We start from the raw sequence: 13,160 nt of genomic DNA, 5'->3' as shown, positions 1-13,160 counted from the left end.
ACGGAATATTTTCAGAAAATATAACGTAAACAATATTAGAGACCAGAATTTTTTAGAAAAAATCCCCATAGTCCTGCAAGTTTCGGGATCTCACCTAATTGAGTGTAGAAAGGAAGATGGTCCCCATGTGTGATCAATCTGGACCTTAAGATCACCTTCCACTCTTCCTTCCCGTTCCCCAAAGACTTGAATAATAGCTCTGATTCCTCCGGAGAGATCACTGGATCGTCAGATCCATGCAATAATGCGATAGGCGCCTTCCAATCGGAGAGGAAGTTTTTAGGAGAATTACGCAAAATGAAGTTAGGTGGTAATACGGATAGAATGGGCTCTACTAAGCTCATCCTAAATCCTGGATCGGATTGGACGGATTGTACAAATTCCTTTTCTTTCCGACCGAGCTTCTGAAGGAGTTTTGAGGACTTCTCCTCTTTTCCTGTCCTTTTTAATCCGTTATCTAAGGCGGCTTCAAAATAGAATTCTTCTAATTTGGAAAGTTTGGGCCTAAGCTTAGAAATATAATTATATAGTAAAACATGAACCGCATAAGGATCCACATCATAGTTGGACAGGATGAAAGGGAGAGTATCCGCGAAGTCGAAATATGTTCCAACAAGTAGAGCGGATTTTAGATTTTTCTGCTCTTCCTTTCCGGACAATGCCACCATTCCCATCCCGGCCGAGAAGCTTGCGGACAAGAAGGAAATTGCCTGGCCTTCTATCCTAACTATCTCTTGGAATAAAGATCTGATATTTGGGACTGTATCATCGGAAATCTCGAGTCCTTTTACCTCCTTGAGTTCAGGAAGATAAACTGTGGCACCCGTATTTTTTAGATGTTTTGCAAGAGTAAGAATTCTTGGATCATCAATCCCCCGATTACTCATCCCATGTTGTAGATAGATCACGGGAGAATTTTCAGGGCCTGGGAATATTTTGGTCCTAAAGGAAAACTTCTTAGAAACTTTTAAACTTTCCTCCCGTATTTCAGAATCGGGAGAATCTATCATGTCTGCGTATTTAAGTAAGAAAGGGAGTCCCTGGAAAGAGTATCGAATCATACAAAGGAAGCCTTTTTATCTATATTAATATTTTTGCATCAGAAGAATGAGATAAATCCTGCCCAGATATTCTTTGGCGTCCTCGTCTTTCAGGAAATAGATCAGAATGTACTGTCTTAAGTTTTCCAGATCGATAGGTACCAATTTATTGTTCAGATTTTCAGGGGGAAGAATATCTATTTGGAATCTTCCCAATTTCATTTCGGAGATAAGTTCAGCGCAGATCTGGTTTGCGAATTCCAACATAATCGAAGCTGCGTGGCTCCGGATCGTAGGATCTATGTGAAAGGATCTGGCAATTTTTGGGAGAAGTTTAAGTTTAGTATAACCGTCCATTGCAAGAAAAAGCCTACCCTTTGCTTCTCCCTGGAACTCCACTGCTGTACAATTCTCGTAACATAGACCTTCATTCTTAGATGGGCCAAACGCTTCTCTTACAGCATGGACTCCTAGGTTTTTTTCCAAAAACTCAGGGAAGATCTGGGAAATTGTAAGTATGAATTTTTCATCCAATAAAGGATCTATGTTCAAAGACATACTAAGCGGTTCGGTCCCTCTTCTTTAGAAGAATGTAATGCTTTTTTGGCTCTTGGTTCCCATTCTGGATCGTCTTTTCTGACCCGAACGGAAGCGCCGATATTTAACCTGGTTTTGTCCGGGCCTAAAAATTCCATTAAACCGGAAAGTGAGTTTTGGAACCCGACCCAATCTTCGGCATGAAAGAAAGTAGCTAAACGGTTTTTTCGGATACGATAGATGGGAGAATTTTCTCCAAATCTAGACTTCCACCAATTGCCTAAACTTCTAAAATCAGAAATTAAATCACCGTCCGATTCGAATTCCATAAAGACCAAAATTTTGGTCTCTTCTCCCTCGGCCTTCTCCCTTTCTAAATGTTGGGAAAATACCGGGTAGGAACTCCAGCCAGTCTCTCCGTCTTGAGATTCTCCGGCAAGAACCAATCCTTCTACAAGTTTATCCAATCTAAAGGAAATTTCATCAAGGGAAAATTCGCAAGGCATAGAGGAAGTTTGTCTTACTTCTCCCAAGGAAAAAGAATCCCATTCCAATTTCCAAATGATTGCCCCCTCTTTCGGTTCCGAGGCGCTTTTTCTTTCGGATGGAAATACCGAAATACTCCCGGTCTTACTGGCTACAGTTCGTAGAACTCCTTTGGAATCATGGAGTAGAACTTCCCAATATTCTTCCCCGGTTCGAATGGAATCTAAGAATGATTTCACTGCCTCATAGGTTTTTCCACGTACTGGAAAATAGAAGGACTGGAATGGAGCTGTCTCTTTGGGAACTTCTTCTTTAAAAAAGTATGAGGGCTGTTCCGAGAAGATGGCAGGATTAACTTCCTTAGAAAGGATCTCTTCGGAAACGATATCCTTTTGGATTTCGGGAACTTCTTCCTTTGAGACCGATTGGAAGAATGGGGCTTCGGATTCGGTTCCCTTCTCCTCCTTTCTATCCATTGTAGTATGTACAACATACCCGAAAAGGGAAAGCAGGCAGAATGAGATCCCGCCCAAGGCCAAAACTTCCCCGTCTATCCAGGTGGAAAGAGAAGTGGAAGCGATTGGAAAAACTTCTGAAATTGGAAAAAATTCGGGGAAAAATTGCATTTTGTAAACTTCAGTTCCGTTACTATATGTAACGGGTTTTCCCCGGTCCGGCTCAAACGATTTTTCTATGAAACTCTACTCGGAACTGGCAGAATATTACTTCGATATTGAAAAGAACGCTCGAAAATTCGAGATGGAAACCCAGTTTATTGACAGGCTTTTCCGCAAACATAGGGTCCGGAATATTTTGGATCTGGGTTGTGGAACCGGAGAGCATGTTACCCATTTCCAAAGCCTTGGATATAAATCCAGAGGGATAGACTCCTCCATCAAAATGATCGAGGTCGCCAAAAAAAGATATTCCCACTGCAAATTCGAAGTGGGAGCAATGCAATCCTATAAGTCTCAGGAAAAATGGGATGCAATCATCAGCTTATTCGGTTCCTTTAATTATTTATTATCTAATGAAGAAGTAGAAGCAGCCCTCAAAAATCTGGAGTTGAATCTGAAACCCGCGGGCATCGCAGTTTTAGAAGTTTGGAATGCGGAACCTCTTCGCAAGATTAAAAGAAAAGCGATCGGCCCGGTCGCTCAAATCAAAGCCAAAAATACTACGATCCAAAGAAACAGAGGATTTCGTCTAGTCAGGGCGGACCAATCCACAGTAGTAGAAGTAAATTATATTTATAATCTGAACGCAAAAGAGATCAAAGACAAACATTTAATGAGAGCCTATTTCCTAGTGGAACTCCAGAGAATGCTCGCAAAACACAGGATGGAGATCCTGCATGTTTACTCTAACTATAACGAAGTAAAATTCAAAAGTAACGCGAGTAGAATGATCTTGGTTTTGAAGAAGAAGAGTAGTTAAGCCGCAAAGATTAGTAGAGACACAAAGTTTTTCTCACACAGAGGCACAGAGCCACGGAGGGTTTAAGGTCTCGAAAAATGGCGATGTTGGAATTCCTACATTATAACTTTTAAATTTTCCCCTCTGTGCCTTAGTGTCTCCGTGTGAAAACCCTCTGTGACTCCCAAAAAACTCCGTGCCTCTCCCTACAAAATCTTCTTCCCAGAGTCGGAATAAAAATCCAAAATTGCCATCCGGAGGAATGAGATGGCGGAAAACTACGACCTGACTGTGATCGGCGGAGGCCCTGGAGGATATGTGGCCGCTATTCGAGCTGCCCAACTCGGATTGAACGTATGTCTAGTAGAAAAAGAAAAACTAGGCGGTGTATGTTTGAACTGGGGTTGTATTCCCACTAAAGCACTTTTAGAATCCGCACATTTATTAGAGTCCATTCGCAAATCAGAATCCTTCGGCCTGAAAGTGGAAAAAGCCTCTCCGGATTTTCCGAATATAATCAAACGTTCCAGAGGTGTTGCGGACACAATGTCTAACGGAGTAGAATTCTTGATGAAGAAGAATAAAATTTCCGTAAAGAAAGGAAGCGCAGTTTTTAAAGACAAAAATACGATCTGGCTTCCTGACACTTCTAAAGAAGAGATCCAATCCGAATATTTTATCATCGCAACAGGCGCAAGGCCTAAGGAATTTCCAGGACTTCCATTCGATGGGGACAAGGTTCTTTCCAGCAAACATGCAATGATACAAGACTCCCCTCCTAAAACCTTGGCGATCATTGGTGCAGGAGCAATCGGAATTGAATTTGCAGACTTCTACTCTAGCATGGGAACCCAAGTAACAGTCATAGAAATGCAGGATAAAATCCTTCCATTAGAAGATCCTGAAATATCAAACCTACTCAACCGCTCTTTCGTAAAAAGAGGGATACAGATCCTGACAAGCGTTGGAGTTTCCGAACCAAAACTGGAATCGGATGGAGTTTCTATTCTTCTAAAAGGAGAAGGTATAGCCCAAGAGGGAGAAAGAAAAAAATACGATAAGGTATTAGTCGCAATTGGAGTTACTCCAAACACGGAAGGAATACATCTGGAAGAGATCGGAGTATTCCTGCAAAAAGGATTTATCAAGGTAGATACTAAATTCAGGACCAAGGTCCCGAATATCTATGCGATCGGGGACTGCATTGGAGCTCCGTTACTCGCTCATGTGGCTTCTACAGAAGGGGTCAAAGCAGCAGAAGCTATCTCTATCCAAAATAAAAATCCGCATGGATTAGTTTTTGAACCTTTGGATTATCTTAAGATCCCTGCCTGCACATACTGCCATCCGGAAGTCGCTTCAGTAGGTTTAAAAGAAGAAGAAGCCAAAAAATCAGGCATAGACGTGGTAGTAGGAAAATTCCCATTCAGGGCAAACGGTAGAGCACAAGCTTTAGGTGAAGTAGAAGGAATGGTAAAACTAGTTGCAGACCGCAAAACCGGAGAAGTACTTGGAGCACATTTGATCGGGCCGAATGTAACCGAAATTTTAGGTGAGATCAATTTGGGAATGGGATCCGAACTGACTCTAAAAGAAATTGCAGGAAGGATACACGCCCATCCCACACTTTCAGAATCTGTAATGGAAGCAGCAGGACAGGCGTTAGGCGAAGCGATTAATATCTAACGGAATTTATGCGGAAACGTTGGATTCTTCCAATGATCCGGTGAATAGGATATCCATCTTATTCACTTTAAACTCTTTAGGAAGTTTGGAATCTATTGTTAGAAGTTCCGCGTCCAGGTCATGGAATTTTCCTGACTTCTCATCAAAGAAGTGGAAATGGTCGTCGATATTGCTATCGAATACCGATTTACCCAAACAGGAAAATTTAAACTCTCTTAATAGACCTGCAGATACTAAAACGTTTAAAGTATTATAGACGGTTGCCAAACTCATCTTTAAAGAACGTTTATCTACCCATTCTTTTACTTCTTCGGCGGTTGGATGATCCGCTTCACAAAGAACGTATTGGCAAATGGAAATCCTTTGCATAGTCGGCTGTATTGAAACCGATTTTAATCTACTCTCTATTTCGTCCGGAGTCAGGCAGTATTGTTTGTGTTTACCTAAAACAGTCATGGTCGTCGGTTCTCTCTATGGGCCTATATATCTGACGGTCCGAAAGGGCCGAATATAAAGCAAAAAGTCTAGAAGATATGAATTCCTATTAGGATCTTGCAAAAAAGGAAGGATTTATGCAATCCAAAAAAAGGAGGCCAAAAAAACCCGAGAAATCATGGATTTTCCTTTGAAACCTATCTGAATCTCTATAACCTGACGAAAAATCTTCGAAAAGCAGAGAATGATGAGAAACAAATTTTTTACTACCCTACTCTTTCTCTCCCTGGTCCTAAACGTTTCCGTTTGGGCAGAAACAGGGGCATCCCCTCAAACAAATACACTGGCTCAATCCGAAACGGATGCAGGCCATGGGGAACATGGAACTGGAAACGGGCACCAAGAGACTGCATCGACTCATGGTGAGGCAGGAGACGATCTTCCTCTTTGGTCGGTCATTCCTTTCGTATTAATCCTACTCAGTATCGCACTTCTACCCTTGATCTCTCATACGACAGAGCATTGGTGGGAAAACAATAATAACAAACTTCTTCTTTCCTTAGCTCTTGGAGGAGTTTCTTTCGGGATCTTAATGGCGCATAGCTGGGGTGGAAAAATTTTCCACACTATGGTATTCGATTATATTCCGTTTATCATTCTGCTTGCCTCACTATTCTATATTTCAGGCGGGATCGTTTTAAAAGGAGATATTGAAGCTACTCCGGTAAATAACACAATCTTCTTGGTTGTTGGAACTTTCCTGGCTTCTTTTATCGGAACGACTGGAGCGTCTATGCTTCTGATCAGGCCTCTACTTAAAACCAATTCTGAAAGAAAACATGTGGTCCACACAGTGATCTTCTTTATCTTCTTGGTTTCCAATATCGGCGGTTCCTTGACTCCTCTTGGAGATCCTCCTCTATTCCTAGGGTATCTGCAGGGAGTTCCATTCGTTTGGACATTCAAACTATTCCCTGAAATGATCCTAGCTTCGGGAATATTACTCGTGATCTATTTTATCTGGGACACGATCATGCACGGGAAAGAAACTAAAAAGGATATCCGTTACGATCATTCTCATAGACAACCACTTGGATTAGAAGGTCAGGTAAACCTACTTTGGCTATTAGGAGTGATCCTTTCCGTTGCTTTCTTGAACCAAAACTATATTCCTGCGATTGAAAAATATCCTTTCTTAGGTTTTATCAGAGAAGCGGTCCTGATCGGACTCATAGCATTGTCTAAAGTGACTTCCGATCCTAAACTGAGAGAAAAGAATAAGTTCACCTTAGGTCCAATCCAAGAGGTGGCTTACTTGTTCATCGGTATCTTCTTAACCATGATCCCTGCATTATTGCTACTGGAACATCATGGAAAAGAATTAGGAATTACCGAAAGATGGCAATTCTTCTGGGTAACGGGTGGATTTTCAGGAGTCCTGGACAATGCTCCGACTTACCTAACCTTCTTATCTTTAGCTAAAGGATTATTAGGATTTTCTAATGTAACTCAGATTTTAGCGGACCCAGTAGGCGAGGAATTGCTTAAAGCAATTTCCGTGGGTGCGGTATTTATGGGTGCGTTGACCTATATAGGGAATGCCCCTAACTTCATGGTAAAATCGGTAGCAGAAGAGAATAAGGTCAAAATGCCAAGTTTCGGAGGATACGTATTGTATTCTTTCCTACTTTTGATTCCTACTTTCTTACTCTTGACCTGGGTCTTCTTCCTCTAAAAGATCTGTTCCTTCTCCGCTTCATTCTGAGGCGGAGAATTTTACTCTTCCTTAACCGGAATAAACACAACCGAATGAATTGTTTTGGTTCCGGGAACTCCTTCTTCAGTTAATCTTTGTGTGTATAATACTTCTGCCTTTGTGGTTCTTGCAGGTTTATACATTATAATTTGATTCACATAGTCAAATACAGAAACAGAATAATCGATCACAGTCAATGCTGCTTGCAGAGGGAGAAACCTAGATCTACTCAAAGGTTTCATTTCTGTTTCTTTGGGAAGAGCGAGCCATTTATACATTCTAGCGGATCTTCCTATACTTTTTACATTCTCCCATTCCAATTTGGTTTCCGGAAAAGAAGCCTGGACCTGTTTAAAATTGACCCTAACTGGAAGTCCCTTCTCTTTGGATTCCCTGAGTGCAGTGGATAATTGAAGATCGAATGTATCCTCATCCAAATATTCAATTTCATTACAGGAAGAAAATACTGTCTCACAGATATCACCGTATCTTTTATGAACGAAGAAGATCAGGTTGATCTTTCCACTTCCAGGATGGTATAGGACCTTCGCGTTATAATCGCCTGTCCTCTTGAAATATACATTTCTGTAAATTCTTCTGATAAGACCCCAACCGATCAGGCCTACATCTTTCAAAACGGGCGGATCTGCGATCTCCAGTCCTCGGATCGCAATATGTAATTTTTCAATGGCGACTCTTCCATCTCTTTTAGAAATTTCTAATAGAAAATCCCTGAGATCATCTAGTTCATCATCTGCAAGTTTTAGGTTTTTTCCGGAAAGATCCACCAAGACCTTCCCAGCATTCTCTTCTAAAAGTTTTCGTACTTCTGATTTTCCACCTTTGGAATTTAATTCATCCAAAGTATAGCGGATACAATCCTGTTCATGACAAGAGATCTGTTCTTCGTATCGATCGATACCGAAATAACCTGTGGAAGGATCGGGCGCTTCCGAAAATAGAAGGCCCGGAGTGAGGAGTAAACTTAGGACTAAAAGTTTAGTTAGCTTCGTCCGTATATTCCATGACCAGATACATAAGAGTTTCGGTATCTGTTGGGTTGATGTATTCGTGGGGAACATCCGCTCTAAAATATACGGAATCCTTTGCATCCAGTTCTACCACCTTGTCCCCCACACGGAGGCGCAATTTTCCTTGGACCACTACGAGATTCTCAGTTGTTCCAGCTTTATGAGCCTCTGCAACTTCGATTCCACCCGGTTTCAGGATCAGTTCGTAAAATTCTACCCTTCTGCCTCCGATAAACGGAAACAAGGCACGACTAGAATATACCTTTGAGCTGGAATATAAGACTTTTGTATTCTCTGCTTTTAAGAGAAAAACTCCCTCTGTTCCCTTCTCTTTTAGAAGTTCACTGAAAGGAACGTTAAGACCGGTTGCGATCTTCCATAATACTGCGATTGTAGGAACACTTTTACCTTGCTCTATTTGAGAAAGCATGGCTCGGCTCACGCCACAACGAGATGCCAATTTGTCTAATGAGAGTCCTTTAGTATGGCGAATTAATTTTAGGTTTTCTTTAACGACTTCTGTTATATGTTCGCTGGAGATGAGTTCCTTCCCATCCAGTTCTTCGGCGTCGGCCTGTTTCATACCTAATTCGTCCAATATAACGGAAGATGTGTCAATCCAATTTCAATCCTTTCAAAAGAGGATGATCAAATTAGATAAGAACGAACAAAGGATTCTATGAGGGAAACAAAGCCAAAATTCCAGGTCCCTGAGATTCCGATCCATAAATGGTATGAGAAGGGGTTCCTACTTGCTGTAGAAAAACCGGCGGGGATCCCGGTTCATGCTACATTCGATCCAAATCGTCCTAATCTGGAAGATCTTGTACGCCAGCAGGAGAAGGAGCCGGATCTAAGGCTGCTCCACAGATTAGATCGAGATACTAGCGGCATCTTATTATTCTGCAAGGAACCATCTAAAAACAAAGAAGCCGATAATATCTTAGCAGATTCGGAAAAAACCTATTTGGCTGTTTGTGTTGGAATTCCAAAAGAGAAAGAATTCAGAGTTGAGTGCTTCTTAAAAGATGGGAAAGGAAAGGTAAGTTCGGTTCGTTCAGGTGGTAAAAAAGCAATCACTGATTTTACTCTTCTTTCCTATTCAAAGGAGAAAAATCTCTCTTTGATTGCTGCAAAACTAATTACGGGAAGAAGGCACCAAATTCGTTTTCATCTATCTTCTATCGGAACTCCTATCTTGGGAGATGAAACTTACGATGATTCTTCCGCTAAAAGTTTAGTTTCTAAACCAAAACGTTTTTTATTACATTCTTATCTTCTAAAATTCAAAAATGAATTTGAAGAAGATATAAAAATTATATCAGAGCTTCCGATCGATTTTCAACCTTACATGCACTTTTTTTCTGGTATACGATTCCCAGAATGAGTAAGCTGGTCCTCACTTCTTGGAGGCGAAAATGAGCGAATCAATAGCATTGATCATAGGTGGATCAGGAGCAGCAGGACATAGCGCCATCGAGGCAATTCGAGAATATTCCTCCAAGTCAGAACAAAATTGGAAAATCTACTCCACTACCTCCGGAGAATCTCAGGTACAAGGTTCAGACAAAACAATCCCACTCATCAAGTTAGAAGAACCGGAAGAAGCGGTTTCGAATATTCAGAAATTCTTAAATAAAGAAAATGCTAAAGTAGATTTACTTATCTATACACCTGCCAGAGGAAACTTAGGGTATCCAGTATCCGAAACTCCAGACGAAGATATTATTGCTACAGCAAAATTCTGTTTGGATCCGATGGTGGACTTGGAGAAAAAATTAAACCCAAAGATCACAGTAGGATATTCCGCTTATTATTACCTTCCCCACTTACTTACATTTTACGGTTCATTGGCATTCATCAAAAAGAAAATGGAAGAATGGGCCCTACAAAAACCGGATTCCAGAAAAATTATCCGTGCGGGAACATTTTTCAGCCAAAGTGTAAGAGGGATCACGATCATTCTACAAAGACTCGCCAAATCTTCTCCTCATCCTGACTTACAAAAATTGATGGAAGATCAAAAGGCCTCAGGCAAAAAATTCGGAGACTTCTTCATTGATTATATCCAACAAAAGGAAAATCAAAGTTTTGGAAAAAACTTCCCATCGATTCCCTATAGGATTACCGAGCCGAAAGATTTGAAAATTGCATTGCTTAAAATTTTAGAAGGAGAGAAGGCACCGATCGTTTCCTTAGTAGGAGACTGGCTTTGGACGGAAGACAAACTTCCAGAAATGCCTGAGTATTTGAAAATTAGGTAAGCGGCTTTGGAATTGTTTTCCAATTCGCAACACTTTGGATAAGAGTCCCCGTAGGTGGGACCTTCTTCTTACCTCGGTCTAAAAATATACCATTGGATCTTCCATGAGATAGCATAGGAAAATCATTCTCTGAATCTCCGAATGCAATATCGTATCCTTGGTTTCCATTTGCAAGATTCACTAATTCTACTTTTCCGATCCCGTAAGTGAAAGGTTCAATCAATTCGTGACTTAAGATCCTGTTCTTTTCGACAAGTCTCATACCAAGTACATTCTCTCTAGGGATTCCCCATTGTTCCGAGACTACTTGGATCACTGGTTCAGGAGAAGCAGTTACGATCCAAATTTTGGTCCCGACCTTCTCTAATTCTTTTACGATCTCAAACATGGAAGCAAATGCTTGGACCGCATTGGAGCTCGTATCCGACTGATGCCTTCCCCAAACAAGTTTTGCAGTATCTTGTAAGTCTTTGGTAGATCTGCCAGAAAAAATCCAAGTAGACCATCTATAAGCGATCCCTAAGCCCTCTTTTTCTATCTTGGATTCATAATATTTCCAAATCTCGTCCATGAAGGCCTGAGTATCAGTCTTACGTAAGGTCTCCATTTTTTCGGAGATTGTTTGTTCTGGAAAAAAAGGAGCAAGTGACTGGATCCAAGGAACTCCTGCCTTCAGAAGTTCGCACATAACTTCTTCTCCGAAATCACCTCGGACAAGAGTATTATCAAAATCAAATAGAGCAGTTTGGAATTTACGACCGGTCAGGTTCTCTTCTAAATAGGAAAAGATTTCAGAAGACCAGTCGGAATTAGAGAGCAATGTGATTATTGTTGGATGGTTTCTTTTGCAATCGCAACTTGGGATTCTTTATCCGCTAAGAAAGGAGGAAGATAATGTTCAGGATTCAGCACAACGTTTTGGTAACGAACTTCGAAGTGAACATGAGGCCCGGTCGTGTGCCCGGTATTCCCCGAAAGTGCAAGCACCTGTCCTTTTTTAACCTTGTCTCCCTGCTTTACGAAAAGAAGAGAATTATGTGCGTATAATGTCTGGATCCCATTGATTTGAGGATGAGAAAGAACTACTCTAAGTCCGTATCCACCGTCTCTTTTGGAATCAGTAACAACTCCGTCGGCTGCAGCGATCACTACGGATCCGTTCGGGCAAGCAATGTCCACGCCGGCATGGAGGGCATTCCAACGTCTTCCCAATCTAGAAGTAACTCTGGAATACTTAAAGCTTAAAGGCCAGATCAACTCTCTGGCATCAGAGGTGAAGATCTCTCTTCCTTTGTCCTCTAATAGGAGATTGCGTGTATAATTTGCGTTATAAGGGAAAAATACAGGCTCAGAGTTTTGGATTTTTCCACTGTCATGGATCCCGTTTAGAAGACGAACTTCTCTTTCGGAGGTTCCAAATTTATGGTAAAGATCCTCTAAGGATTCTTTTACTTTTCCAGGAACGATCCAGATCCCTTCTCTTGATTGATAGGTTTGGATGAATTGGTTATCTACCTTTACTTCTTCCAAATATGTATTTGCGAAAGATTTCCAGGAAAGGAATATGAGTGCAGATGCGCCTACTAGCGAAAGAATAGTTTTTCTTTTCATTTGGTTCTTTCCTTTTTGCGCCGCCAAAAATTCTCTTAAAAAACGGGTATTGCTTTTAAGATCGGCAGTAAATTTCCGAAAGTTCAACCTATCCTCCTGGTCCATAATCTTGGGACAAGGATTTTTCTCCACCCAAATCCAAGGGAATTAACGATATCAAACGAATCCGACCGAATACTAATGAAATTAATTATTTTAATCCTAATTATATTGATTTTTAGCATATTTTAAAGAATTTTAGGTATTTTTACAAGGTGCCATAGTTAGAGTCCCGAAAAAATACAAACTTACTGAAAAGTTTTCAGAAATTTGGGGAAAGTTTCGTCGTGATTGAACCCGGAAACCTGGATGGAATAGACATAAAGGGAGGTACTTAACGGCCAGATTTTGCGGGTATTTTTAGGGGAAAATGGAAGAAAGAGGCTGATTGTCCTACCCTAGGATCCTTTCTTTTAGTTCCGGCGTCGGCATTCTGCAAGATTCCCTTTTTCCGAAGAGTCTATATCTGTTTTTTGCGATTAGATCATATAGAAGATTGCGAATCGGTCTTGGGAGGATGTAACTGAGTTTTAGGATTTTCCAAAAACCGCCCAATTTATCACAGATTTCAATGATTGCATTGGATTTTATATGAATCTCTTTCCCATCCCAGAAAAGGATACTGTCTATACCACGGATTTTTTCTTCCAAGGTTTTAGATTGGATCAATTTTTTTGCATATTCAGACTGAAGGCTGGCAAATTTTAGTTTTTTACCTTTGTCCAGATCCAAAAGTACATTCACTGCACCGTTGCATAAATTGCATACTCCATCAAATAGTACGATTGGATCTTTAAATTCCGACAAAGGGGCCTTCTTCTCTTCCCTATTTAGACAGTATAGAAGTTTTATTTCTTAA

The 13,160-nt window shown here is 40.8% G+C and carries 14 protein-coding genes; 5 read left to right on the top strand and 9 right to left on the bottom strand.

Annotation, left to right across the window (positions count from 1 at the left end; genetic code table 11):
- Window positions 1-35 precede the first annotated feature (35 nt).
- The 3 genes from CH377_RS15015 to CH377_RS15005 are packed head-to-tail and all read right to left on the bottom strand — an operon-like array spanning window position 36 to window position 2,689.
- The gene (locus CH377_RS15015) at window positions 36-1,061 is read right to left on the bottom strand and encodes an alpha/beta hydrolase family protein (protein WP_100724578.1); all 1,026 of its coding nucleotides are present in this window, start codon (window positions 1,059-1,061) and stop codon (window positions 36-38) included.
- 24 nt (window positions 1,062-1,085) lie between these two features.
- Entirely contained in the window at window positions 1,086-1,598 is a 513-nt protein-coding gene (locus CH377_RS15010) for a chemotaxis protein CheX (RefSeq protein WP_008591954.1), read from the bottom strand.
- The gene (locus tag CH377_RS15005; protein ID WP_100724577.1) at window positions 1,589-2,689 is read right to left on the bottom strand and encodes a hypothetical protein; all 1,101 of its coding nucleotides are present in this window, start codon (window positions 2,687-2,689) and stop codon (window positions 1,589-1,591) included. Before CH377_RS15005 ends, CH377_RS15010 begins: the two co-directional genes overlap by 10 nt.
- 67 nt (window positions 2,690-2,756) lie before the next feature.
- Here CH377_RS15005 and CH377_RS15000 point away from each other — a divergent pair, with 67 nt between their 5' ends.
- A complete protein-coding gene (locus CH377_RS15000) occupies window positions 2,757-3,500 on the top strand; it encodes a class I SAM-dependent DNA methyltransferase (protein WP_100724576.1) in 744 nt (247 codons plus the stop codon).
- Between the two features lie 246 nt (window positions 3,501-3,746).
- Window positions 3,747-5,165 (top strand): dihydrolipoyl dehydrogenase, encoded by a 1,419-nt coding sequence (lpdA, locus tag CH377_RS14995; protein WP_100724575.1) that lies wholly within the window; start codon window positions 3,747-3,749, stop codon window positions 5,163-5,165.
- 6 nt (window positions 5,166-5,171) lie between these two features.
- On the opposite strand, the gene perRB is transcribed toward lpdA, so the two are convergent.
- Window positions 5,172-5,621: a peroxide-responsive transcriptional repressor PerRB gene (perRB, locus tag CH377_RS14990; protein ID WP_100724574.1), complete on the bottom strand. Its 450-nt coding sequence runs from the start codon at window positions 5,619-5,621 to the stop codon at window positions 5,172-5,174.
- Between the two features lie 226 nt (window positions 5,622-5,847).
- Here perRB and CH377_RS14985 point away from each other — a divergent pair, with 226 nt between their 5' ends.
- Entirely contained in the window at window positions 5,848-7,335 is a 1,488-nt protein-coding gene (locus CH377_RS14985; protein ID WP_100724573.1) for a sodium:proton antiporter, read from the top strand.
- Window positions 7,336-7,376: 41 nt separating this feature from the next.
- Here the strand turns inward: CH377_RS14985 and CH377_RS14980 are convergent, their stop codons facing one another.
- Both CH377_RS14980 and CH377_RS14975 read right to left on the bottom strand, forming a co-directional pair.
- Entirely contained in the window at window positions 7,377-8,375 is a 999-nt protein-coding gene (locus CH377_RS14980) for a hypothetical protein (RefSeq protein ID WP_423789940.1), read from the bottom strand.
- Window positions 8,356-8,970, bottom strand: a complete 615-nt coding sequence (locus CH377_RS14975) for a helix-turn-helix domain-containing protein (RefSeq protein WP_100707703.1) — start codon at window positions 8,968-8,970, stop codon at window positions 8,356-8,358. Before CH377_RS14975 ends, CH377_RS14980 begins: the two co-directional genes overlap by 20 nt.
- A gap of 96 nt (window positions 8,971-9,066) precedes the next feature.
- Between CH377_RS14975 and CH377_RS14970 the strand changes: the two genes are divergently transcribed.
- Both CH377_RS14970 and CH377_RS14965 read left to right on the top strand, forming a co-directional pair.
- The gene (locus tag CH377_RS14970) at window positions 9,067-9,774 is read left to right on the top strand and encodes an RluA family pseudouridine synthase (RefSeq protein ID WP_100724571.1); all 708 of its coding nucleotides are present in this window, start codon (window positions 9,067-9,069) and stop codon (window positions 9,772-9,774) included.
- 31 nt (window positions 9,775-9,805) lie between these two features.
- Window positions 9,806-10,651, top strand: coding sequence for a hypothetical protein (locus CH377_RS14965; protein WP_100724570.1), 846 nt, complete (start codon window positions 9,806-9,808; stop codon window positions 10,649-10,651).
- Here CH377_RS14965 and CH377_RS14960 read toward each other — a convergent pair.
- From CH377_RS14960 to CH377_RS14950, 3 genes are all read right to left on the bottom strand, one after another.
- Window positions 10,644-11,471, bottom strand: a complete 828-nt coding sequence (locus CH377_RS14960) for an HAD family hydrolase (protein ID WP_100724569.1) — start codon at window positions 11,469-11,471, stop codon at window positions 10,644-10,646. The genes CH377_RS14965 and CH377_RS14960 overlap by 8 nt on opposite strands.
- Window positions 11,472-11,476: 5 nt before the next feature.
- Window positions 11,477-12,262: a M23 family metallopeptidase gene (locus tag CH377_RS14955; protein ID WP_423789939.1), complete on the bottom strand. Its 786-nt coding sequence runs from the start codon at window positions 12,260-12,262 to the stop codon at window positions 11,477-11,479.
- A 432-nt stretch (window positions 12,263-12,694) separates the two neighbouring features.
- Window positions 12,695-13,108, bottom strand: a complete 414-nt coding sequence (locus CH377_RS14950) for a thiol-disulfide oxidoreductase DCC family protein (protein ID WP_100724568.1) — start codon at window positions 13,106-13,108, stop codon at window positions 12,695-12,697.
- Between the last annotated feature and the right edge of the window lie 52 nt (window positions 13,109-13,160).

This window comes from Leptospira haakeii (genome assembly GCF_002812045.1).
In the GTDB taxonomy this organism is placed as follows: domain Bacteria; phylum Spirochaetota; class Leptospiria; order Leptospirales; family Leptospiraceae; genus Leptospira_B; species Leptospira_B haakeii.
The sequence above is the reverse complement of the archived record's forward strand: the minus strand, read 5'-3'. Positions and strand labels throughout refer to the sequence as shown.

What these genes read in the sequence shown, in the direction of transcription:
- CH377_RS15005 (WP_100724577.1), bottom strand. Translation starts at nt 2,689, where the DNA reads ATGCAATTTTTCCCCGAATTTTTTCCAATTTCAGAAGTTTTTCCAATC.
- CH377_RS15015 (WP_100724578.1), bottom strand. Translation starts at nt 1,061, where the DNA reads ATGATTCGATACTCTTTCCAGGGACTCCCTTTCTTACTTAAATACGCA.
- CH377_RS14970 (WP_100724571.1), top strand. Translation starts at nt 9,067, where the DNA reads ATGAGGGAAACAAAGCCAAAATTCCAGGTCCCTGAGATTCCGATCCAT.
- perRB (WP_100724574.1), bottom strand. Translation starts at nt 5,621, where the DNA reads ATGACTGTTTTAGGTAAACACAAACAATACTGCCTGACTCCGGACGAA.
- CH377_RS14975 (WP_100707703.1), bottom strand. Translation starts at nt 8,970, where the DNA reads ATGAAACAGGCCGACGCCGAAGAACTGGATGGGAAGGAACTCATCTCC.
- CH377_RS14965 (WP_100724570.1), top strand. Translation starts at nt 9,806, where the DNA reads ATGAGCGAATCAATAGCATTGATCATAGGTGGATCAGGAGCAGCAGGA.
- CH377_RS14985 (WP_100724573.1), top strand. Translation starts at nt 5,848, where the DNA reads ATGAGAAACAAATTTTTTACTACCCTACTCTTTCTCTCCCTGGTCCTA.
- lpdA (WP_100724575.1), top strand. Translation starts at nt 3,747, where the DNA reads ATGGCGGAAAACTACGACCTGACTGTGATCGGCGGAGGCCCTGGAGGA.
- CH377_RS15010 (WP_008591954.1), bottom strand. Translation starts at nt 1,598, where the DNA reads ATGTCTTTGAACATAGATCCTTTATTGGATGAAAAATTCATACTTACA.
- CH377_RS14955 (WP_423789939.1), bottom strand. Translation starts at nt 12,262, where the DNA reads ATGAAAAGAAAAACTATTCTTTCGCTAGTAGGCGCATCTGCACTCATA.
- CH377_RS15000 (WP_100724576.1), top strand. Translation starts at nt 2,757, where the DNA reads ATGAAACTCTACTCGGAACTGGCAGAATATTACTTCGATATTGAAAAG.